General features: G+C 53.0%; 13 protein-coding genes. 6 read left to right on the top strand and 7 right to left on the bottom strand.

What is annotated here, in order from left to right; all coding sequences use genetic code 11:
• Window positions 1-119: 119 nt before the first annotated feature.
• On the top strand, window positions 120-1349 hold the full coding sequence (locus AB1L42_RS01875; protein WP_367050563.1) for a cytochrome P450: 1230 nt from the start codon (window positions 120-122) through the stop codon (window positions 1347-1349).
• Window positions 1350-1425: 76 nt separating this feature from the next.
• Here the strand turns inward: AB1L42_RS01875 and AB1L42_RS01870 are convergent, their stop codons facing one another.
• The 3 genes from AB1L42_RS01870 to AB1L42_RS01860 all read right to left on the bottom strand — a co-directional run bounded on the left by AB1L42_RS01870 (window position 1426) and on the right by AB1L42_RS01860 (window position 9233).
• A complete protein-coding gene (locus AB1L42_RS01870) occupies window positions 1426-4737 on the bottom strand; it encodes a TlpA disulfide reductase family protein (protein ID WP_367050561.1) in 3312 nt (1103 codons plus the stop codon).
• Between the two features lie 78 nt (window positions 4738-4815).
• Window positions 4816-5826, bottom strand: coding sequence for a prenyltransferase/squalene oxidase repeat-containing protein (locus AB1L42_RS01865; protein ID WP_367050559.1), 1011 nt, complete (start codon window positions 5824-5826; stop codon window positions 4816-4818).
• 122 nt (window positions 5827-5948) lie between these two features.
• A complete protein-coding gene (locus tag AB1L42_RS01860) occupies window positions 5949-9233 on the bottom strand; it encodes a hypothetical protein (protein ID WP_367050556.1) in 3285 nt (1094 codons plus the stop codon).
• Between the two features lie 644 nt (window positions 9234-9877).
• Between AB1L42_RS01860 and AB1L42_RS01855 the strand changes: the two genes are divergently transcribed.
• The 5 genes from AB1L42_RS01855 (at window position 9878) to AB1L42_RS01835 (ending at window position 18094) form a co-directional block, all read left to right on the top strand.
• Complete coding sequence (locus AB1L42_RS01855; protein WP_367050554.1) at window positions 9878-11407, top strand: hypothetical protein; 1530 nt, start codon at window positions 9878-9880, stop codon at window positions 11405-11407.
• 313 nt (window positions 11408-11720) lie between these two features.
• Complete coding sequence (locus AB1L42_RS01850) at window positions 11721-12764, top strand: MoxR family ATPase (protein WP_367050552.1); 1044 nt, start codon at window positions 11721-11723, stop codon at window positions 12762-12764.
• A gap of 102 nt (window positions 12765-12866) precedes the next feature.
• Window positions 12867-13760 (top strand): DUF58 domain-containing protein, encoded by an 894-nt coding sequence (locus AB1L42_RS01845; protein ID WP_367050550.1) that lies wholly within the window; start codon window positions 12867-12869, stop codon window positions 13758-13760.
• A gap of 75 nt (window positions 13761-13835) precedes the next feature.
• Entirely contained in the window at window positions 13836-15854 is a 2019-nt protein-coding gene (locus AB1L42_RS01840) for a BatA domain-containing protein (RefSeq protein WP_367050548.1), read from the top strand.
• A complete protein-coding gene (locus tag AB1L42_RS01835) occupies window positions 15851-18094 on the top strand; it encodes a hypothetical protein (RefSeq protein WP_367050546.1) in 2244 nt (747 codons plus the stop codon). The genes AB1L42_RS01840 and AB1L42_RS01835 overlap by 4 nt, the downstream gene beginning before the upstream one ends.
• Window positions 18095-18152: 58 nt before the next feature.
• Here AB1L42_RS01835 and AB1L42_RS01830 read toward each other — a convergent pair whose 3' ends face one another.
• The 4 genes from AB1L42_RS01830 to AB1L42_RS01815 are packed head-to-tail and all read right to left on the bottom strand — an operon-like array spanning window position 18153 to window position 23612.
• On the bottom strand, window positions 18153-19094 hold the full coding sequence (locus AB1L42_RS01830) for a hypothetical protein (RefSeq protein WP_367050544.1): 942 nt from the start codon (window positions 19092-19094) through the stop codon (window positions 18153-18155).
• 24 nt (window positions 19095-19118) lie between these two features.
• A complete protein-coding gene (locus AB1L42_RS01825) occupies window positions 19119-20486 on the bottom strand; it encodes a DUF1501 domain-containing protein (RefSeq protein WP_367050542.1) in 1368 nt (455 codons plus the stop codon).
• A gap of 30 nt (window positions 20487-20516) precedes the next feature.
• On the bottom strand, window positions 20517-22667 hold the full coding sequence (locus AB1L42_RS01820) for a DUF1553 domain-containing protein (protein ID WP_367050540.1): 2151 nt from the start codon (window positions 22665-22667) through the stop codon (window positions 20517-20519).
• Between the two features lie 18 nt (window positions 22668-22685).
• On the bottom strand, window positions 22686-23612 hold the full coding sequence (locus AB1L42_RS01815) for a hypothetical protein (RefSeq protein WP_367050538.1): 927 nt from the start codon (window positions 23610-23612) through the stop codon (window positions 22686-22688).
• Window positions 23613-23671: the final 59 nt, after the last annotated feature.

Here is a 23671-nt window from a genome sequence, read left to right as displayed (position 1 = left end):
GTGTGATCGACTGGGAAGCGAACCGAATCTCCGTGGACTGCGTCTTTCCTGGTAGCTCGATTTATTCAAGGGAGTGTGTGGGCAATAGCAGGCTCTCAGTATCAAGAGGAGTGCGCATCGTGGATTCTCAGCGACTCGATTTGATCAGTCCACAGTTCAAGAACGCTCCGCACGAAACCTATCGGCGGATGCGGGAACAGGGTGATGTCATCCGGGCGAGAATTCCTATTCTCGGCAAGGTCTGGGTATGTACGACGCATCAGGCCTGCTCCGAAATGCTTAAGGATCAGGAACTGTTCGTTCGTGAACCGGGACGGGCGGGCAAGCGCAGCGTCGTGTGGTTCTTGAATTTTCTGCCCCGTAGAGTGCAAGAACTCAGCGACAACATGATGAGCTACGACGGAGAAGATCACCGTCGTCTGCGGGGTCTTGTCGACAAAGCCTTCCAGCGACAAAGCGTCTCGAAGCTGCAACCACGATTGACGGAAATTGCCAGCGGTTTCGTTCAAGATCTTCCGCAGCACGCTGACTCGTCCGGAGTGGTCGACCTCATCCCCCACTTGACGCGTCCGTTCCCGCTGGAGGTGATTTCGGAACTCCTCGGCCTGCCGGAAGAAGATCGACCTCAGTTCGCTAACTGGGGAACGAGGCTGGCGACAATCCGATCACTACCTACGATGTTGGCTGCAGGGCGCGGAATCTGGAAGCTGCGAAATTATCTTGTCGAGCAAATTGACGAGTGTCGTGCGAATCCCCGACCGGGACTTCTTTCTGATCTCGTTCATGTTGAACAGGATGGCCATAGGTTGAGTTCGCGTGAATTGATTGCGATGGCTTTCCTTCTTTTGGTCGCTGGGCATGAGACAACGGTGCACCTCATCACCGGAGCGATCTTCGCGTTGTTGAACGAACCTGAGCAAAAGGCGCAATTGTTGAGTGACTGGGATCTCGCAACAAGTGCTGTCGACGAAACTCTTCGCTACGTTTCTCCGATCGAAATGAGTAAGGGGCGTTTTGCTACTCGGGATGTCGAGTGGCACGGACAGCAGCTCAAACGAGGCCAAATGATCATGGCAATGATCGGTTCAGCGAATCATGATCCAGCCCGGTTTCCCGATCCGGAAACCTTCGACATCACTCGATCTCCGAATTTACACTTGTCGTTCGGCTCGGGGATTCACACTTGTCTCGGGATGCAGTTGGCACGCGCCGAAGCTGCCACCGCACTACAGCGGTTGTTCACGGCATACCCAAACTTGCAGCTTGCGGATCCCTCGGAACCTGCTCCGTGGACGAAAAGACTGGGAATCCGCACGCTTTCATCTCTCAAGGTTCGATTGACCGACTAATAGAAATAGTGCTTTCGGTCATTCTGTTTGCGAAAGAATGCTGTTCTTGAAAGTTGAGCGAGAAATCGTCGCGAGTTTATTCCTCGGGTGTTTCTTTGCTTTCGTCGTCGGCGTCTGGTGTCGGACGTTCCCAGGTTCCGTCGAGAATCTGTTGGATGGTCGTTCGCATTTCGATTCCGCCGTTCTCGCGATATCCAACGTGAACAGATTCGATGACGTTTCCGGGGCTGAGAATGACGGTATGAGGAATGCCTGAGACGGCGAACTCGGAAGCGACGCTGCCTGCACTGTCCATGGCCACTTGAGGAGTCCATCCGTTGAGTGCAAGAAAGGCCCGGACCTCTTGTGGCGTCTCCTGCAGGTTCACTGCGACGAATAAAACGTCCTCCGGATCGAATTCCGCAGTCGCAGCGATGTAATCAGGGAGTGCCTCAACACATGGTCCGCACCACGTCGCCCAGAAGTCGAGGACGACGACCTTATCGATGTGGTCACGAATCCGAAATGTGTTTCCATCGATGCCAGCCAGTTCAAACGGGACCGATTCTGTGCCGATCAGTTTGGAACCTTCCACGTTGCTTCCTGATTCCGGAATGTCCCAATCCGGTTCTTTGGCGAACGTCGGAACCCATTGCGAATAAGCGATCGGTCCTTGTTCTTGCGTGAGTTCACCGAGCAGGACTTCGTCAATCGCCTGGATCGGAATGCGACACTCACCGAAATGTGGAGCACTTCCGATCAACTGATCACCTTGCACGTCGGTCGGCGACATGCTGAATCTCAAATGGTCCTCAAAGGTCAATTGCATTCCTTCACGCAGTCTGTTGTCGCTCTCAGTTTCCTGCTCAGCTTCTGGTTCGTCCATCTCAGTGTGCGATGGGGGATGGAGCCAGATGACCGCCGCGATCAACTCACGTGAAAAAGGAAACTCTTCGAGTTGAGATTCGAATTGAACCGTTTCTTCGTCGATGTGTTTCAGGTTGCCCCTGAGTAGATCTCCGTTTCGTGCCATGAGGACGTGATTCGACGGACGTTCTCTGCGAAAGCGAGGAATGAGGAGCGTCCGATTTCGCGTCTCTTCGACAATAAATTGTTTGACGGACGTTCCATCGAGATTTCTGACTTCGAATTCGGAGATCATGATGCCGCGAGTCAGCGGGTTCGATCCGTATGCTGTGTTTCTTGTGATTGAATTAATGTTGGCTTTGAAAGTCAGACTCTTGCCGATTCGCTTGCGTTGGTCGATGGGAACGGACTTAAGAAGTTGTCCATCGACAATGACATGAATTTCTCCATCGCGAACTGATAGAGAGACTTCCACAGATCCCTTTTCTGAATCAATGAACGTTTGTCGTCCTTCGCCGCCAGCATTCATTCGAAGTTGCCGAATCTGCATACCGTTGCCAGCATCGATCATGGGATCGAAGTCTTCGACCCAGAGTTTTGTTCCATTGAGCATGATCTTCAGATTCGTGGCATCGCGTGGATTTCCCAAACGTTCACCGTACAACTGAAGCTGCAGGTCAGAGTGTTGCTGAGCTCCCCAATCGAGTCGAAAACGAACTTCATCCCCGGTCAGGATATCTGGATGACCGTAAGACGCTGTTGTTTTCATGATCAGCCGGTCTCCTTCGTTTCTCGTCCCGCCAAGCATTCGTTTCCAACCATCATCTTCGAATCCACGTTGAAAAACTCGCTCGGGCACGGACAGTTCGACCGCTTTGACAACGTCCGTTGAGATCTCGGTGATGTTCGAAAACGGCACTTCCAAATCAATGCTGTCGTCTCGAACCGCGTGCAGAATGCAGGGAACGACATCTCCGTTGCGAAGATAAAGGAAGTCGGGATAGCCCTCATCGAATTTGCTGCTTTCAGCTGGCTTGTCTCCTCGAATGAAACGAGCATTGCCTGCAATTGCCAGAGCGCTCGGCTGGCGCCCGCCTGTTGGAATCCACGAGACCGGCGGAGACGTATCGTTGGAGATAACGAGTTTTCCGTTCAGCGTTCCGCCTGGGTAGACAAGCTTGTCGGGAGTTTCGAGAGACTGCGGGTCGCTGATGAGTTGGATTCGTTGAAGTCCTGTTAGAGAAGCGACAACAGGAGCTTCGGACCATTCGACAGCAACTTTGATTTGCTCGTTCTCGACACCTGTAACTTTGCCTGAGACAACTGCTCCAGTTTGCCAACTCACCTGATCGACTTCACGAAGCGGAGACGCTTCCGGATCATCATTGACGACGATCGTTTCAATCTGGTCGATGGAGAACTCGACTGGCTCCTGATCGTCTTCTCCCGGAAGGCTGGCAATTTCGCCGGATTGAATCTGGGGCACTTCGCCGTAGAGAATGGTCCCGTCGGTCAAGTGGATGCGGCTCGTCCCGGTCTTCAATGGTTTCGGTAGACTTCCATTCCAGCGGTCGACTCGAACGTATTTGAGAGTGAGGTCGCCGTCTCGGTTCCAAACCTGGAGTCCCTTCGGTTCGTATTCAGGCTCTGCTTTTTCTGGATCTCCTTTGAGTTCCCCAAGTTTGACACCTGAATGCGAAAAGACTTGGACGGTGTGGTTTTTCTGATCGACGAACATGTGAAGATGAACGCGCTTTTGATCTTCTTCGAGGGTTGCCAGTTCTTTGAACTGAAATCCGGAAAGCAGAACGAGAATTTCTTCCCAGCTTTCAACGCGTAAGCTCATTTCTCGACTCTCGCCGAGTGCGAAAGTGAATGACGGTCGTTTTGACTGTGATTCAATGACAAACTCAACTTCAACCCGATCAGCGAAATCGAGACTGCGATAAACGCCACGATTTCCCGAATCGGTGATCAGTTCCCCGTTGGGCTGTTCCGTCCAACCAAAGGAGTCTTCTTGAGAACGTGGTGTTGACCAACCTTTCACTCCGCGTGGTCCCTGGTAAATCAAATCCGGGGTGTCGACGCGTTTGACGTGTTCAACGTGATCGCGAAGGACCGAAAACGGGGAAAAACGATCGCTTTCGAATAGGAGAGAAGTTTCCGTCGCACCGATCAGATTTCCAAACAGAACGTCTCCGTTGCGGAGCGAGATCCGAAAGGTATCGTGACTCAGGGGAAGTGCATCGACTTTGGGAAATTGGATCGCGGAGAGGGCTGACCGCTCGATTTGAAGCGGATCAACAAACAATGGAGATCGCCAGGTGAGCGTTTCTTCGTCGGCGGAAACAAGCGTTCCGTTTAACGAATCTCCTTCTTGCCAATACAACCGCGTGGTTAACTGATCCTCTGCGAACGAATTGAGGACAAGACTCAGAGCGAGCAGAAAAGCCGCTGTCACAATCGTGAGTAGCGGATGGTATCGTCCTCGGCGTCGGATTTGCCGCTGTTCCTGAGAAGCTGGTAAGCGGTTCGAAGTCATAATTCACTTTCGCTTATGAACTCGATGCAGTTGAACTTCGCGAGAAGTGACGCAGATCGAGATTGTATTCTCTGTCCGTCAGCGTTCGTAGATGGGGAGAAATCGATAGTTGAGAGCCATTGCCAGCATGGACATGGCTGTCCCGTAAGCTTCTCCGTGCGAACTTTGAAAACTCCCGTCATCTCTCTGGAGTGCTGAGAGTTGTTTGACTGTGATGTTGTTCCACTTTTGCCATGCTTCAAAGTCTCCTTGAAACAATGACTGAGCCATGTAATACCGAAAGTAAAAAGGGTAGCCGTTTTCGAATGTTTCTAGTGAGGACGTCAATTGCATCATCACCCCGCGGTACTGAGCCAGATCTTTGCGGTGTCCGATCGCCATCACCAGCCCGGAAATGGCTTGAAGATTCCTGGAACCTCCTCCTCCAATTCCTGAGTACCCAACGCTGCCTTGCCGAGTGGTCATCTTTTCGAAGTAGTCGAGGCCTTTGTCGATCACTTCGTTCGGGACATTGATGCCAGCGTTCCGCGCTGCCAGTAATCCCATCAGGACTGCACCGGAAACTGATGTGTCCGCATCGGTCGATTGTGGCGAGTACCGCCACGCTCCCCAGGGATTGCTCTTTTGAGATGTCGCAGCACAGCCGACGGCGAGTTCGAGTGCTTCGCCAATTGTGCGTTGGTCGTTGGCATCCGGTTCTCCAGCCCAGAGAAGTTCGTCGTCGAGAACTCCGTACACTTCTGCAAGTCCGAGCATTGCGAAGCCGTGGTGATACATGCTGCCCGGAAGGTATCCGGTTTTTTCGTCCTGCCCGCGAATGAGATGTCGGACAGCACTTCGGATGTTTTCTCGATACTTACCGAAGTTTGGATCTTCTCCGCTGGCCAGGAATGCCATGATGCACATCCCAGTGATTCCGGAGTTTCCAACTCCTCCATGACCAATCGAAGAGCCGCCCCAACTTCCATCGGGTTGCTGGTTTCTGACCAGCCATTGAAGTCCGCGTTCGTAGATTTCCTCAACTTCCGGAGGAACAGCATCGCCGTAACGCAGTTCCGATTCCTGTGCTGAACAGATCGAGAAACTCAAAAAAAAGATGGTCCAGATCACCACACTGTGAAAAAGTGAGTGTCTGCTTCTGATGAGCGCGACGTTCATTGATTGGGGCTTTCAATGCGCTGAAATTCGGGTGACGTCAAAGCGGTCGAAAGCTAATTCGTAGTGCGGCCTTCGAGGGCATGGAAGAATGCGTCGAGGCCGTCGCGGAACTCTTCAGGAAGTTTCTCGACTGAGACTCCGCTCGATTGTTCGACCTCACGCTGTTCAACTTTCGCATTCGGATCATGTCCGGGCCCCATCAAAGCGAGAGCTGCGGTGGATGTTGTTCCTCCACCTCCTCCGCCGGGAGTCGATCCACCTCCACCACCTCCGCCATTGGGATTGGCGCGTTTCGACTGGAGGAGCCATTCAATTGCTTCCGTTTCTGCTCCGATGGCTTCAGGTCCGGTGTCCGGTTCACTGAGAATTTGCGTCGCGTCCGCCATCGCGTTGCTGGCCATTGAAACGAGATACAATTCCTTACCGAATTTCTTGGCCCCGTCAGGTATGGCTCGAATGTCGTTCATGACGGTTTGAGTACGTTCATGAATCGAGTCTTGCGTCTCGGATTGCTTCTTGGCGCGCTGATCATAGATGTCGACAGCAACAGCTTCACGAGATTGTTCGAGGGAACGAGTTTCTTCCCGGAGGTCCATTTCTGCTTCGATGATCCGCATCACTTCCAGAACAATTTCCGGAGGCAAACTGTCTGCTGGACCACCTTGGCATTGTCCGCACTTCGAGGCACTGACGAGTTCTTCGCCCCAACGGTCGAAGGTGTCTGCCCAGAATTCGGCATGAACGATCGATTCTCCGGCGAGGTTATCTCGAACGCGGTCACTGAGTTGATTCAGATTTTTAATTGTGTCGAGCTCTTTCATCTCGTCCAGAATTCTGAGCAATTTGTCGTCCCGTTTTCGGCCGTAATAGGCTTCGAGGTCAGTCTGAATGTTCCAGGCATTCTCACTTTGAGTGACTTCGGATTCAGCGATCAGGGCCATCGTTTCGGACTGTCGGTCGTCCAACTCCTTCTGTTCGACGCCGAACCCCTTGAAGAGAGTTCGATTGAGGTTCTTGGCAATTTCAAGTTGTTTTCTCGAGGCTGCTTTGAAGCGTTTGACGAAGGTGCTGTTCTCGAGATCGTCGAGGATGTCCTGCATCTGCTCGCGCAGCTTGTTGAAGTCTTCGATCAGTTTCGCCTGCACTTCGACAGCTTGATCAATCTGCTGCTGCGGGCCGGGCTGTTGAGGTTTCTTTTCTCCTTGGGGACCGCCCATCAATGTCGTCTGAGGCAACGTCAGCTTGCCTGTGCTTCCCTTCTTCGGCGGCTTGGGCTCACCATCCCCCTGCTCTTCCTGATTCGCCTTATTGAAACCTTGTTCAACGTCTGAGAGCGATGGAGCTTTCGGGACCGGTTTTTCCTCAGCACTCGCTTCTCCCGAACCCGGTTTTTGATTGCGGTTGTTACCCGCCGTAGGAGCGGTTGGAGAAGGAGATTCCGAACCGGGAGTCGCAGGCTTCGCGACGGTTTTGGCCGACTCGTTTAGCAGGTCAGCGATGGATGGCATTCGCTTGTCGGCCATTTCTCTCATCTGTTTGAGAGTCTCTGCGAAGAGTTCGAGATGACCGACGAGCATCTCAGGATTCTTGACCGCCTGGTTGATGAGTCGTTCACCCGCATCGGTGACGGCGTTCAATTTCGTCGCGTTGGCTTTCTCAGCGGAAGCTTGTCGACGGATACGGCTTTGTGTGGCTGACTGCTGCAGCGATTCGTTATCGAGTCGGCGCAGTGCGCGATTTTCATCGTGTAAGCGGACTTCTTCTTCGTAAACGTCATCCGCATGGCTGGCCCATCTTCGCAGCTGGTTGGCAATCCAGATGGCGTGATCCTGCGGTGTCATCACATGCAAGATGTAAGGAGCGGAGTACGTTCGCTCTCCATCGGGCTGAAAGTCCTCTGCGTAAGCTCGAACTTGCAGAGTTTGCGGAGTGATGTTGTCCGTCTCAGCACAGAAGCTTGTTGTTCCATTGAGTCGAGTCAATTCGTAATCGCCGCGCAGAACCGGCTTCTCACCTCGATCGGGATTCGGGTTCCGAACCGGGTCAATGATCCCGGACCACTCGAGTCCGAGAATCTTCAATCCAAAGTCGTCTGTTGCAGAGACTTCGAAGTTGATCACCTCTGTTGAAAGAACGACCTGATTGGGATCGATTTGCATACATCCGACGGTCGGAGCGGAGTCTTCGACGGCATTCATTCGCAGCTGAAAATCATCTTTGGCTGTGAGGCCCAAAGTGTCTTGCCAGTCAAATGAAACGGTCTGAGTCGAGTCGACGTGAAATTTGTTGGGAAGAATTTGAGTCGACTGAATCTTTGCTTCTTCCCCGTTCACGCGAGCGGACTCAAGTTCGCGATTGATCGTCGCGACGAATTCTGCAGTGGAGCCCTCAACGACGGAAATCACTCCGCCTCGCACATCGATTTCAAGCGGTTTGGAGTAATTCAGATAATCCGGGAGATGCACCAGTGCCTGGATTTCCTTAAGTTCCGGACGGGGCTCCGGATGAATTTGGATCGTGTGACGCGCATCACCGATTCTCAGATTGAGAGCTGATTCCGAAGTTAACGGCGGGACTGTGAAGTCGTATTGGTCGTCCTCGCGTTTGGTCGAAACCTGTTCTCGCAGAGCGTCGGTGTGAATCGATCCCTGATCAGGTGACCATTGAGTTGTTGGAGAAAGTTTGGCGGTCAGCGGAAACTCTTCTCCGAGCGGAACGACCATTTCTTCAGGGAGGGTATCGAGTTGAGCGAACGTGAAACGTTTGATGTCGCTCCATGGAGCCAACCAGCGTCCGAGTGCGTTTGCTCCGGCAGCCGGGACGACGATTAGACAAAGCAGCATCAGCGCTGCAGGAATTGCGGCCGTTCTCATCCAGAACTTATGACGAGGCTCGGGAACTGCATCGGAGAGATCGCGGTCGCGCATGACTTCGTCGACTTGGTCGATGGCTGCTTGTCGCAAGGTCCGACTGTCAGTGGACGCTGACTCGCTTTGGGCAAGTTCGACGATCCCCAGCAACTGATCTCCGAGTGCTGGGAAGTTGTGTCGAACGAGGCCAGCAACCTGTTCCATTCTGCGAGTGCCCCACAACCAGCGGTGACATTTGAATGGAAACGAAACCGCAAGCCCAACGCTTCCGAGAACGAGAATCGTTCCTCGCACGATGGCGGGGGTGTCGAAAATACGATCAAGAGCGAAGACCGCAAGATAGGACAGGATCAATCCAAAGAGCCCGGCCAACAGGCCTTCGGCAACTTTGATCATTCGAACCCGTTGACGAAAATCGCTGAGGCGCTGCGTCGTGTTGGGGGGGAGTCCGTGTTCTTGGCCTGTCATCGAGACTGCATCCTCGTAAGGTATCGGGTTCGAATTCCGTGCCTGCCTTGAGTTAGGAAAGTCGTACGAATCTCACTTCCGCGTGGGGTGCTGCAAACAGAGGAACTCATGGTGCGGTCGATTTAGGTCCGATGGGAAAAGTGATGACGATAGATCGTGCTGTCTTTCTCCAGTCGTTTGCACCCTGTTGTTTCCAGTTTGCTTATGTCCCCGAGTTGAGGTCTCTCATTCCGAAAAATGAACTGCTTGACGAAAGTCTGTACGACAAAGCTGGGCAAACCGATTACAGAAAATTCCTTCGTTCCGCAGATTTTTTTGCAACTTCTGAAAGGTTCAGACGTAGTGACCCACAGAAACGTTGCACAGAACCCTCAAAAAACTCTGGTTGAATATATCGTGAGTCGATCATCCTCACCAGAAGAAAGATGAAAATTGCGACTCTCTTCAGACGGCGCTTGCGAAGCGGAGAGTCCGAGCAGAGAATCATGACATGTCGGCTCAGGAGGGATTCTAGCTTTCTCAGAAGTCGACACGTTGAGGTCAAGCGACTCCCAGTCGCGTCCGAGGAGACGGAAAATTTGATCTTCAGCTTGCCGTTTCGAGTTCATTCGTAACAGGCAATGACATTTTTAAGAGGCAATCACATGCGGTACGTGCAGGTGGCCGTTGGTGTGTTGGTGATCGGTGCTTCACAATCGCCATGGCAGGTGTACGCAGATGAACCGGCGGGCCCCGGATTCTTCCAGCAACTGGCGGAGGCCATCGAAGACGTTGTCGAGGAAGTCGTCGGCCCACGTCAACCTGCCATGCGCTTTGTTGCTCCCGGAAATGTTCCCCAGGCGATCCCTGAAGGAGAAATCGAAGATCGAAAAGAGCGGCTCGAACACTATCTCCAATCTGCTGCGACGTGGGTCGATGCTGTCGTCACGCTGACGCCAGAACAAAAACAGAAGCTCGACGAATTTCATCTCGAACTCGTCACCACTTCTCAGGAGAACTTTGTTAAGTCGACCGGCCCCAGAGATGCGCAGAAGCCGTTGACTGATTTTGCTCCGATTCGATTCGTTGGGAAGTCCGGTGCTGGCTACCTGGCCACCGGCTACGACTGGATTCAATTTATGAAGACACTGCTGGACGAGGACCAGCAGCGGACGTTTCAAACCGCATTACTTGAGCGACAGGAGCGTTTGAGAGATGCGTTGATTGGACACCTCGTCAATCAGATTGATGAAGAACTCTTTCTGACGGCTGATCAACGAGAAGAGTTTCGGCAGGAATTCATTCCCAAAATGGTTCCGGGAGAAACGAGGCTCTTCTCACTCAATCCGCAGAATTATTACATCGAGTATGAATCACTCGAAAATCTGCTCTCCAGCTTGCCTGACAACGTCTTTCGTCCGGCTCAACTGAAGCGGTTTGGTGATCTCGTCCAGGGATCACGATCCGGGAATCAGAACGAACAGTATGTCACGTTTATGGCCAATGAGGGCGTTGACGGTTGGCAGAAGAAACTCGAGGAGCTCCACGAGCATCAGCAGAAGCGGCTGAAACGCTCGATAAACGTTCGCATCGAATTCTGGGAAGCGACCGGAGACTTGAGTGAAGAGGATCTGCGAGTTCTTAACGTCGCGGGACGGGGATGTGTTGTTTATATCCTGGAGAAATGGAAAAAAACTCATCGAGCAAGTGTCGCGGGTTGGGAGGAGACCGTTGCTCTGAATCCGAACGTCAACTTTGGATTTAGCATTCAGGTTCCTGAAACATCAGAAATTGATTCTCATCAACTCTGGGTCACTTCCCTCGATCGCTGTATCGACGGCTCAAGCGAAATCGATCGAGAACGATCGGCAATGTTGGAACGGGCAGCTGCTGAATATCTTGTTTCGCTGCTTGATCGAGAACTTTGGTTGACCGAAGTCCAGTTCCAGCAACTCGTCGAACTGATGTTGGCCCGAATGCCTCGGACACTCAAGACCAATCAGGCATACATCCAAGAACTGATTCTACTGACAGTCCCCATTGCAAATATTGATGAGGCTCAATGGGATGAAATTCTCAACGAGCGACAGGAGGAGGCCTTAGAAGCTCTCCGCGGTCACTTTCAGTTTCAAGGAGACTACGTGTCAATTCAAATGCGAAATATGGGCCAGTTTCAGTTTGTCATTCCACGTTAAGTGAGAGGTCTTGTCGTGTTTAAAGAGTTGTCGATTCATTAAGACTCTTACGAAATCTGTTTATGTTAGATTTTCACTCGAGAATGCACGAAACTGCGAACCGATTTGCAACTCATGAATCACCCGCCTGCGAGCAGCAAATTTGACTCATTTCCAATGCCATCTCATGTCTGCAGGCATCTTCCGTGAGTTGACAAACCAGGCTGCTTCAATCAAAACGCCATCGAAGACAAACGAAATCGTTGATTAGTGACACGTCGGACAACTCACACCCCGGTCGACATCTTTCTCTCAACTCTTGATTAGGATAGCAATGAACCCGGAATCTGCGACCACTCAGGAACTTCATGAGGATGATGTCAGTGCGATCGATGAACTGAGAAAGCGGTATCAGGAGCTGAAGGAAGAGCTGGGACGAGTCATCGTCGGTCAGGAGAAAGTTGTCGAACAACTGGCGATCTGCCTGTTTGCACAGGGCCACTCGCTGCTGATGGGGGTTCCCGGGCTGGCGAAAACGATGTTGGTCCGTCGGCTTGCGGAAACGATGTCTTTGTCGTTCAGCCGAATTCAGTTCACGCCGGATTTGATGCCGATGGACATCACCGGAACGGACATTCTTCAAGAAACACACGATGGCCGCCGGGAGTTTGAATTCGTCAAAGGGCCGGTGTTTGCCAACATCGTGCTCGCGGATGAAATCAACCGGGCTCCATCAAAGACTCAAGCGGCGATGCTGGAAGCGATGCAAGAACATCGCGTGACTGTCGTCGGAAGACCTTACGAGTTGACGCCCCCCTTCTTCGTTCTGGCGACGCAGAATCCAGTTGAGCAAGAGGGAACTTATCCGCTTCCCGAAGCGCAGCTTGATCGATTCATGTTTCTGATTACCGTCGACTATCCCAGTCGTGCGGAGGAAATTGAAATCGCGCGAACGACGACCGGGGCGAGTCTTCCTCAACTCGGGGAGATTATGGATGCTGAGACCGTGTTGAGGTTCCAGAGTCTCGTGCGTCGACTTCCCGTTCCACAGCATATCTACGAATACGCTGTCGATCTTGTGCGTCGAACGCGACCAAATGTTGACGAATCCCCCGACTGGTTGAAACCTCTCGTTGCGTGGGGAGCTGGTCCGCGGGCGGTGCAGTATCTCATTCTCGGAGCGAAATCACACGCGGCACTTCATGGAAGTTACATGGCACGCTTAGATGATTTGTTAGCAGTTGCTGAGCCGGTATTAACCCACCGGATTCTGACGAACTTTAATGCCGAGTCAGAAGGGATACGAAGCAATGACGTGATTCGCAGACTTGTCGAAGGATTAAACGCAGAAGTCAGCGGCAAGTCTCGCGGGAGTTAATTTCTCCGGGCCGAAAGTGCTGCCACTAGAGCAATCTCTTTGCGAACACGAGACCCGTTTCCTTCATTTCAGTGACTACTCGGATTGACTGGCAATATCTGAATGCGAGATTTCATCGACCCCAAAGTCATTTCCCGGCTTTCCGCACTTCCGATCGATGCACGCATGCCGATGATCGGTAGTGTCTCCGGTCGGCATCGGAGTCCAACGCGCGGTTCCAGCCTCGAGTTTTCCGAGTACCGAAAATATGTCCCCGGAGATGATACACGCCGACTCGACTGGCGAGCGTGGGGGCGCAGCGATCGGTTCTTCATTAAGGAATATGAAGCGGACACGAATCTACGACTGTGCCTGATCGTCGATGTGAGCGGGTCGATGAATTTTGGAATCGACGGGACCCAGGAAGTCGGTCAACGGAAGATTGACTACGCACGGAAACTTGCCGGCACGCTTGCTTACCTCGCTTCGAGTCAGGGTGATGCAGTCGGTCTGTATTGTGCTGCAGAAGACTTTCGCCGTGAGATTCCTCCCAAGCGAAGCGGCGCGCATTTGCGATTCATTCTCGATGAGTTAGGAGAAATTGAAGGCAAAGGTGAGACGGGACTGGCTGAGGCTCTGCATCAGGCAGCGGAGCGAATTGCACAGCGGGCGCTGGTTGTCATTATTTCAGATTTGTTTTTGGAGCCGGAGTCACTGAAGAGTGCTTTTCAGCATCTACGATTCCGCAAGCACGATGTGGCTGTCTTTCACCTGCTCGAACAGAACGAGATAGATTTTCAGTTTGATCGTCCGATGCGTTTTCAGGATCTGGAAGGAGCAGCTCCAATGCTGGTCGATCCGACGACGATTGCCAAGCAGTACCGACAGGCGGTGCAGGCTTACCTTTCGGCTTTGACGACCATCGTTCGCGATTCCGCAATTGATTACCATCGCGTGACGATTGCCGAAGACTACTCGGATGTGTTGGTGCGGTTCCTGTTGGCTCGCAAGCTCTAAAACATTCTCGTGCAGTTTGTGTGCATCCATTGAAATTAAAGCCTGAGAAGCTGCGTCGATTCGACGGACGACTTTATGACATTCCTGCAGCCGTACATTTTGTTTGCACTCCCGCTGATCGCGCTGCCGATTCTGATCCATTTGATCAATCAGAATCGACACAAGACGATCCATTGGGCAGCGACAATGTTTCTGGTGCAAGCGAAACGCATGTCGAAGGGCATTGCTCGGCTCCGCTATCTGTTGATTATGCTTGCACGCATGCTGGCGATTGCCGGATTGATATTCGCTGTCAGTCGGCCAATGGCTGGCGGATGGCTGGGTCTGACATCAGGGAGTGCTCCGGAAACGACGATCATTGTTCTCGATCGCTCCGTCAGCATGGAACAGAAAGGACCGGGGACCTCACTCTCGAAACGGGAAACCGCTCTCGAGAAACTCTCGCAACTGCTTGCGGAGACCGGCGGCGATTCCCGGTTGATTCTTTTCGAAACAACAAGTCTGGAACCGCTCGAATTGACATCAGCAGCCGATCTCGCTGATCTGCCTCAGACCGGCCCGACATCAATGGCGAGTGATATTCCGAGTCTACTGCAGTCCGTGGCGGACTACGTGATTGCCAATGAAAGTGGTCGCACAGATATCTGGGTCTGTTCTGATCTTCGACAAAACGACTGGGATCCCTCTGGAGGACGCTGGGAAGCGATCCGTTCTCAGCTGTCAGATCGAGAAGGTCTCCGATTTTACTTGCTCTCGTATCCCGAAGTCTCTCCATCGAATCTGGCTGTCAGTGTTTCAGGCGTTCACCGACGTGAAACGTCCGGCGGTGCGGAACTGGTGATGGACCTGAAGCTCACCCGCGACTCCAATGAAGAAATTGATCGAGCTGTTCCGATCAGCTTCGTCATCAACGGAGCCAGGTCAACGCTGGACGTCGAGATCGCAGGCACAGAGATGGTTCGCAACGGATATACGATTCCGATTGATCGCGAATCCAAGGAAGGCTGGGGACGACTCGAAATCCCGGGCGACGACAATCCCGGTGATAACTCATACGAATTGACATACGCGGAACCCGCGACTCAGCAAACGGTGATTGTCTCTGATGATCCCGACAACACGGAACTCTTTCGTCTCGCTGCGCAAACTCCGGTCGATCGCACGTTGACGTATGAAACCGTGACGATGTCATCTTCTGAAACGGCAGCACTTCCATGGGATGAAACAGCTTTGATCTTATGGCAAGCTCCCCTTCCCGACGCGGCAATTGCTGCTCAACTGGAGGCATTTGTCCGGTCGGGCCGAACGGTCATCTTCTTCCCACCAGGAATCCCGACCGATGCAGAATTTCTAGGTGCAAAGTGGGGAGATTGGATTGAGTCGTCGGAGGTGGACGGATTTTCTGTCGAGCGCTGGCGGACCGATTCTGATCTTCTCGCCAACTCAATGAGCGGCACTCCGCTGCCGGTTGGAGAGATTGTAGTTCGTAAATATTGTGACCTCGAAGCTGTGGAATCCACGATGCTGGCTCAACTCGGTGACGGTGTTCCGCTGTTGTCGAGAGTTGTGACGACCCAAGGAGCGGCTTATTTCTGCACAACATTGCCGATGTCTCCTCATTCAAATCTGGCCGACAACGGCATCGTCTTTTTCATCATGACGCATCGGGCACTGGCGAGTGGCGCGGCGGTCCTCGGAGCCTCTCGCAACCTCATTGCTGGTGCGACGAGCTTTCAGGACGTCTCAGATTGGGTTCCTCTCGACGATTCGACATCGGAAGTTCTCGTTTCTCAGCGTCCATTTAATTCGGGAGTCTATCAGTCGAAGGATTCGCTGGTGGCGATCAATCGACCGCTGGCGGAGGACACCGGGGCGATCGTCTCGGAAGAGAGTCTCGAACAGGTCTTGAGTGGGCTGAATTACGTCATCATCGACGATCAGGCTGGAAGTCAGTCTGCACTCGCGAATGAAGTCTGGAGAACATTTCTGATCGCAATGATCATTGCGCTTTTGCTGGAGGCCGTTCTATGTCTGCCTGATCGAGAGACTGCTGCCACCACTATCACTCAAACCCCAGTCATGACATCGGTATGACGTTTCATTGGACTGCTACAACCCTGCTGATTTCGGTGCTCGTTCTGCTTCTGGCAGCCGGGTGCTGCTTCATCAGTTGGCGTCGAAGTGGCTTTACGCGGTCGATGGGTATTCTGGAAGCTCTGCGATTTCTGCTGGTGCTGATGGCTATCCTGACCCTCAATCAACCTGAAGTGACGCAGGAATACCAGCCGGAAGAACAACCGACTCTGGTGGTGATGTACGATGTGTCGGAGAGCATGCAGACGCAGGATGTGATCGATCCTGAAAGGCCCGCTGGAACACCGCTGCGCCGTATGGATCGAATCCAGGAATTTGTCCAGTCGGCGAATGTCGACAGTGACCCGACTTCCGAAAGCTCTGAGGAAGCAGACGTCGATCTCCCCGAGATATGGACCGGGATGAGCGATCAGATAAAGGTCGTCTTCGAACCGTTTTCGTCCACTCTGACGGATGCATCTCGCGGAACGGATTTGAATGAAGCCTTGAAGTCAGCTTTTGGGCTGCACTCCAATCTTCGAGGGATCGTGTTGATTTCAGATGGGGACTGGAACACAGGAACGACGCCGGCCGAAGCAGCGACGGAATTGCGAATGCGGAATGTTCCCGTCTTCGCCGTGGCAGTCGGGAGCGAAGATCGTTTGCCCGATGTTCAGCTTGTGAATATTGATGCACCGACTTTCGGAATCGCTGGCAAGACGATGCGAATTCCTTTTCGAATCAACAACTGGCTTCCCAAAGCTCAGGAACTCTCCGTGACTCTGACCGGGACCAACGATGCTCCGGTATCGAAAACAGTCCGTGTGCAAGGGATGGGAGAGTTCCGCGATACGCTCAACTGGCGTCCAACAAAGACCGGCGACTACACGCTTCGACTCGAGATTCCGGTTGCGGATGAAGAGTCGAATCCTGAGAACAACTTCATCGAGTTTCCCATCAAAATTCAAAACGAAACACTCAAGGTTTTGATTGTGGAATCCTATCCGCGATGGGAGTACCGCTATCTCCGCAATGCCCTCGAACGCGATCCCGGTGTTGATGTTCACTGCCTGTTGTTTCATCCCGATCTGGAAAGTGTCGGGGGCGGACGCGGTTATCTCGAACAGTTTCCGGGTGAAGAAGAACTCTTCGATTACGACGTCGTGTTTCTCGGTGATGTCGGAGTCGAAGCTTCGCAGCTAACGATTGAAGAAACCGAACAGATCCGGCAGCTGGTGAGAAATCATGCTGGCGGTCTGGTCTTTTTACCTGGTTTCCGTGGAAAGCAGGAGACCCTGCTCGCAACTGAGCTGGAGGAGCTGTATCCGGTCATTGTTGATGCGGCGAGTCCGCGTGGTCACGGGCTTCCCGTACCGGCCCGTTTCTCGCTCACGGAAAGTGGCCGACGCAGCCAACTCACTCGATTAGAAGTGAATGAACGTGAGAACGAACAGGTCTGGAGCAATCTTCCAGGCTTTCAGTGGTATGCATCCGCGCTTCGTTCAAAGATCGGCGGAGAGGTCCTCGCGGTTCACGAAACGGAATCGACTCGATTCGGACGAGTGCCGTTGATCGTCGCGCGCACCTTCGGGACAGGCAAGGTGCTCTTCATGGGGACTGACGGAGCTTGGCGCTGGCGAAAGGGTGTCGAAGACTTGTACCACTATCGGTTCTGGGGACAGGTTGTGCGTTGGATGGCGTACCAGCGGAACATGTCGCAAGGCGAATCGATGAGGCTGTTCTACTCGCCGGATCGTCCCGAAGCAGGCAACGTTCTGACACTGAATGCCAATGTTTCCGGACCATCAGGAGAGCCATTGCAAACCGGGACTGTCGTCTCTCAGATCACTTCTCCCTCTGGCAAGGTCGAGACGCTGCGATTGCAGACAACGGATGAGGAATCGTGGGGGCTGTTTACCGGCATGTTTACTCCCGAAGAAGGCGGCAACTACACGGTGCTGACAACTTGCACCGAGACCGGTGCCCAGCTTGAGACGACGATCTCTGTGACCGGCGGTGAACGGGAAGTGATCGGCGACCCAGCCCGAGTCGATGTGCTTCGCGAAATCGCCACGATCAGCCGGGGAGAAGTGACTGATCCTTCTCAAATGAAACAACTCGTTGACCAGCTCTCTCAACTTGAGGAACCCGAGCCCATCGCGCGTCGCCTGAGAGTGTGGGCTCATCCACTTTGGGGAGGACTGATGATTCTCTTGCTCGCTGTGTTCTGGTCCGGGCGAAAACTGGCTGGGCTTGCCTGATGGCTCGCTTCGTGTTGAAGCGAACGTGCGGGACCAGCACTTCATCACGCAGGCAGCGTTATCGGTCGAATGCCGTTTCAGGAAGAGTGACTCTTCGTAGCTGACCATTCTGTCCACCGAGATAAAGGACCTGTCCGTTCGGGTGGACTGCCAGCGATGTACACCATGAAAGATCGCTTTGCTCTTCAAACAAGATCTTTGTCGAGATTGAGTCAACTTCAAAGACTCGACCTGAAGCTGTGACGGTGACAATGCTGTCGTGACCTGGTCGCCATTGAATTGCAATCGGCGACTCTTCCAGTTCGAGGAATCGAACCATGCGGCCAATTGTTGGCTGCCAGAACCGCACCGTTCTGTCCTCACTGATCGAAGCGATCATGGGAAGCCCCGGGGATTCCGGACGAACGCTCAGCCCGGTTACTGTCTTGCGATGATTGTTGAGCGATCGAATCAGGGTTGCCTCAACTGGGTTCCAGACCCGTAGATTCTGATCGATTCCCGAGCTGACGAGCAATTTGTCTTGATCAATAAATCGGAGACACAGCACACCCTTGGAATGTCCTTCGAAGAGTTGCAATGGCTTGTCGGCTTTCACATCGCTCAGTGCGACGTGTCTGTCCATGCTGGCGGAAGCGATGGTTCGGGAATCGAGGGACCAGCAGATGTCGTAAATCGAATCCTCATGTGGATGTAGTAACCCTTCCGGATTTCGAGTGGGCCAGTCCAGCAGTTGAATTTGTCCGCTCTCTCCCGGGTTGCCGCCAGCGATGGCTAATGACTTGCCGTCGGGTGAAAACGCCAATGCATGAACAGCCGAAAACGGAACAGCGACTTCTTCCTCAATCGCGAAATCGTCCAGTGTTCGGATTGCGACCCCACGCTGAGAACCAGTGACCAATTTCGTGTGATCGGGCGAGAAAACGATCAAAGTAACAGGTGGTTCAATTGCTTTGAGAACTGAATTTGGAAGCAATAGAGTGAGCAGTAACGTCAATCTCAACACAAGAATTCTCACGTCACAGGGTCAGGCAATCAGTTCGTTCACGACTTGAGCTTCCGGAGGCGTTAAGCGAACAGGACGTCCGTCAGGCGTTTGAAGTTCGAGTTTCGGATCGATGCCCAGAAGCGTATAAATCGTCGCAGCGAGGTCACTCGGAGTGACGGGGCGATCCTTCGGAGACTCACCGGATGCATCGCTGGCTCCGATGACTTGCCCTCCTCGAACTCCGCCTCCGGCGAGTGCGACGCTAAATACTCGCGGCCAATGATCGCGGCCTCCATTCACATTCAGCTTAGGCGTTCTTCCAAACTCTCCCATCACGATGATCAGCGTTTCATCCAGCAGTCGGCGATCTTTCAGATCTTGAATAAGTGCTGACAAAGCATGATCGAGTGAAGGAATGAGACCGACTGGAGTTCGGGCTCCTGTGTAGCCTTCTTTCAGTCGAGTATACAAGTCGTTGTGTGTATCCCATCCGTGATGATTGACGGTAACGAAGCGGACGCCATTCTCAATCAGTCGTCGTGCTAGCAGGCAACTCTGACCGACCGACTTCGGACCGTACCGCGAACGAACTTCCGCGGGTTCGTCTTGAAGGTTAAAGGCTGCCTGTGCTTCGCTGGATGAGATGAGATCAAACGCCCGCTCTAAGTCCGGGTCGACCACGTTTGAAGAACTCCGCTGCCCGTTCGCGATGCTGTTCATGCGGTCGAGTTCGGTTGTAAAGTGGCGGCGGCGATTCAATCGGTCGAGAGTCAGCCCGCGCGAGATTCGCAAATCGCGGACTCGAAAGTCCGGTTTCGAAGGGTCGGCTCCTAAAGAAAACGGACGCGTTTGAATGGGAAGATATCCTCCGCCCGATAGCTTTCCGCCTCCGACTCGAAAGTCTGGAACGGCCACATTTGGAGGAAGCACTGACTCGGAGTTCAGCAAGTGAGCACTGACTCCTCCAAACGTTGGATACTCAAGGACCGAACTCGGTTTGTATCCAGTCATCATGTAGTGTGTGCCGAGATTATGTTCTCCCAGCGGAGAGGTCATCGATCGGATGATCGCGATTTCGTTGAGGAGCGTTGCGGTTTTCGGAAGGCATTCGCTAATTCCGATTCCGGGCAGCGATGTTGAAATCGATTCCAAGGGACCACGGACTTCGCTTGGCGCATTGGGCTTAAGGTCGAAGGTCTCAAGATGGCTTGGTCCTCCGTCCAGCCAGATCAGGATGCACGATTTCGCGGGCTGTGGAGTTTGAGAATCAGCAGCGCTGCTCAGTCGCTGCAGGCGGAGTGCATCGCCAAAGCTGAGACCAAACGCCGTCAGTGCTCCTACCTGCAGAGCGTTCCTGCGTGTCCATCTCTTTTGTTCAAGTGGTAATTTCGATCGACTGTCTGACATCTTGGGAAATCCTGTTCGCTTTGCGAACGGTCAATGATTCGTCCGAAATTCCTGACACGTGCAGAGGCTCCAGACGACGTCTTCGAGGAATTCTCTCGGATTGCTGGAATCTTTGAGTTCATCACGCCAGAAACTCCATTCCTTGTCACTTGGAACGCGCCCAAGTGCACGCAGGTAAAATTCTTCGATGATCGCTTCAGTGGAGTCTTCGGATCGCAGGTGGTCTGTCAATCGACCCGTTGAGTGCGAAAGTCGTGTGTTGATGAGTTCCCCGTTGTACTGATGCAAGAATCGTGGCAATCCCCCCGTCATGCTCTCGCTTCCTTCGCATGACTCGGTTCGGTCACATCGTCCGAGAACGTCCAGTTCCTTCGATTCGATCTGAGGATAAGCCAACTCAACCGCTCGTGTTCCAAGGGGTCTGTCCCCGAATTGAGCGGGAAGTCCGAGAACGTCGGAGATGGCATCGCACATCACTTCCGCAGAGAGCGGACGACTGAGCGCGTGCGAATAAAACTGTTGATCGAACACGTTGTCTGGTTGAGGACGTGAGCTTCTTTGATAGGCGTCGCTGCTAGCGATCAGCCGAATGAGAGGCTTTAAGCGGAAGTTCGAACGGCGAAATTCGAATTCCAGTTGCTCTAGAAGTTCTGGATGAGTGGGAGGATTTGTGGAACGGATGTCATCGGTCGGTTCGATCAAGCCGCGTCCCATAAACTCCTTCCAGACACGATTGACGATCGTTCTTGCGAAGTAAGGATTCTCTTCGCTGGTCAACCAGTTCGTGAAGGTCGATCGGCCATGTTCGGCGCTTTCGAGTGTGCGTTCCCCCGGAATTCTGGGAACGGCGGCGTCCCCGGTCTTGGGATGAATGACTTCAGCGTTAGCCTTCGTTTCAACGATTCGGCCTGAAGTGACTTCTGCAAAAATGGCTGCTAAACCGTGATAGTCGTCCTGTGTCCAGTGATCGAGCGGATGGTCGTGACAGTTCGCGCAGCGCAGTCGGCTGCCCATGAAAAATTCGCTAACGAACTCGGCCTGTTCCCGCGGTCCGCTAACCGTTCGATAGAAGTTCGCGGGACCGACATCGTGCGTGTCTCCCTCTGCAAGCAACAAGGAAGCAGCGATTTCGGTGAATGGAATTTCGTCTGCGACTTGCTGATGCAGCCACGCATGATAAGTCTCAGCCCCTTCAACATCCTGAGGATCAGCTCGAATTCGCAGCCATTGCGAGAGCAAGAATGTCCAGTAGTTGGTGAACTCATCGGAGGCCAACATTCGTTCAATCGCCGCGGTTCTTTTCTCGGTCGATGAGTCACCTGCGAATTGTAAAACTTCATCAGGAGTCGGAAGTCTTCCGGTCAGATCGAGTGTCAATCGTCGAAGAAACTCGGAGTCTGAAGATTCTTCACTGGCGGGAATTCTTAATTCGGTCAACAAAGAGTTGATGGAGTCATCGATGAAATTCGAACCCTCAGTTTCCTTCTGACGATTCGAATCACTTTCGAATGGAACGAGGAAGATGACCGGAACGACTTGATCGAGAAATCTGGCGATGGCGACATGGCGTCCGGGGCGTGTTACGTGGACCCGAGACGTTTGCCAGTCGATTCGAACCGCATCTGGATCGTCGACTGTGATCACTGTCCACGGGGTGGCGTCGACTGTGGAACCATCATCAAATTTTGCGGTTGCGGAGATCGAAAACGTTGTCGATTCATCCGCTTTCGCGATTTCGTGGTGGGCGATTTCAAAAGACTCCAGCGTTCGACTCTCGTTCCGTTGAGCTCCCTGTCGAATCCATCTTCGAATGAGATCCGCGGCGTCACTCTCATCATCGAAACGCGTTCCCCCTCCGTGCAGCAGTACTTCGGTCGGCTTCGTCAGGACTAAACTTTCGTCTGGCTGGACAAGATTGACTCTGCGACCCTGAAATTCTCGGGCGAGCGATTGAAAGTCAAAACCGGGGTCACTTCCGAAGAGCGAGAGATGCAACTCTCCACGTCCGGCAGCAGCCCCATGACATGCTCCGGAGTTGCATCCGAATCGAGTCAGGACCGGGACGATTTCCGTATCGAAATCGACGAGGTCTTGTCCGGTTTCCGAAACAGAGGGCGGTTCCGCGAAGGTTGTCCCAGCACAGAGTGTCAAACAGATCCAGTAGACCCAATTCGGTCGCATGTCATTTCTTCAGTGCGATTATTGACGAGATTTTTCGGGGGAATCGCTCGGTTGTTTCTGCTCGGTTTCAGACGAGCCAAATTTCTCGGCCCAGGTCTTCAGCCATTTCTGCGCAGCTTCGGTTCCATAGTTCGGAAGCCGGTCGGAATTGACAATTGTGGTTGAGATTCGACCAAGTTGTTTTCGTGCGTCGGGGTGTTCTTTCACATAGTCTTCGATCTTCTTCGCAGCAGCGTCAACGTCGGCTTGACTGGCATCGCGTTGAATGAGATCTCGCAACAGCGGTCTCATGTTGGGGTCGTCATTATTTGACATTGTTCGCTGCGAACGACTGTCCATCCTGGTTCCATCGAGCGAGGCAAGATCCGGCACTTCACCACTTCCAATTGTGTCGACGATGGCTTTGAGAATCTTCGGACCGTCGGCTTGCACACTCGGTTGGATCAGTGCGAAGTTCGAAGTGACTTTCGCGTTTCGACCCGTCAGAACGGTCAAGGAAACATTTCGATTCAATCCGTAAGCGCCAGGGCCTTCAATTCCGTCGGGCGACAATCCGAACTCCACCGACTCCGGAAAATAACGCTGGATTCCGGTCATCCACTTTTCCGTTTCGGTTGGATCACTGGTCAGAAACACGGCAGCGCTGACCAGTCCGTCTTCGCTTCGACTTTTTGCATAGTCCATGATGGCCCGCATCAGTCCAAACGCGGGGCGTGTTCGTTCGTGAACAAAGAAAATCAAAACTGGTTTGTCACCGGCGAGTTCCATGGCATCGAAGGTCTTTCCAGCGTTCTTGCCCAACACTCCTTTGACGGTGAGCGAAGGGAGTGGCTCTCCGGGCTGAGGTCCTGAGAAAACGGGATCTTCGCTTTGGCAGACTCCAGCCAGCAAGAAAAGTCCGATGCAGGACAACGTGATAGATCGAGCAAACGCCGAGTGGTGCATGAGTGTGTCACTTCATACGAGGATGGCGGCAGGCAGGAGGTGGAACTCCTGAGAAATCG

The sequence above is a fragment of the Thalassoglobus sp. JC818 genome (genome assembly GCF_040717535.1).
In the GTDB taxonomy this organism is placed as follows: domain Bacteria; phylum Planctomycetota; class Planctomycetia; order Planctomycetales; family Planctomycetaceae; genus Thalassoglobus.
Note: the sequence above shows the minus strand (reverse complement) of the source record. Positions and strands in the feature narration are given on the sequence as shown.

Bases quoted from the DNA above. Each gene is read 5' to 3' on its own strand.
- AB1L42_RS01860 (WP_367050556.1), bottom strand. From the start codon at position 9,233: ATGACAGGCCAAGAACACGGACTCCCCCCCAACACGACGCAGCGCCTC.
- AB1L42_RS01855 (WP_367050554.1), top strand. From the start codon at position 9,878: ATGCGGTACGTGCAGGTGGCCGTTGGTGTGTTGGTGATCGGTGCTTCA.
- AB1L42_RS01820 (WP_367050540.1), bottom strand. From the start codon at position 22,667: ATGCGACCGAATTGGGTCTACTGGATCTGTTTGACACTCTGTGCTGGG.
- AB1L42_RS01835 (WP_367050546.1), top strand. From the start codon at position 15,851: ATGACGTTTCATTGGACTGCTACAACCCTGCTGATTTCGGTGCTCGTT.
- AB1L42_RS01815 (WP_367050538.1), bottom strand. From the start codon at position 23,612: ATGCACCACTCGGCGTTTGCTCGATCTATCACGTTGTCCTGCATCGGA.
- AB1L42_RS01870 (WP_367050561.1), bottom strand. From the start codon at position 4,737: ATGACTTCGAACCGCTTACCAGCTTCTCAGGAACAGCGGCAAATCCGA.
- AB1L42_RS01825 (WP_367050542.1), bottom strand. From the start codon at position 20,486: ATGTCAGACAGTCGATCGAAATTACCACTTGAACAAAAGAGATGGACA.
- AB1L42_RS01840 (WP_367050548.1), top strand. From the start codon at position 13,836: ATGACATTCCTGCAGCCGTACATTTTGTTTGCACTCCCGCTGATCGCG.
- AB1L42_RS01845 (WP_367050550.1), top strand. From the start codon at position 12,867: ATGCGAGATTTCATCGACCCCAAAGTCATTTCCCGGCTTTCCGCACTT.
- AB1L42_RS01850 (WP_367050552.1), top strand. From the start codon at position 11,721: ATGAACCCGGAATCTGCGACCACTCAGGAACTTCATGAGGATGATGTC.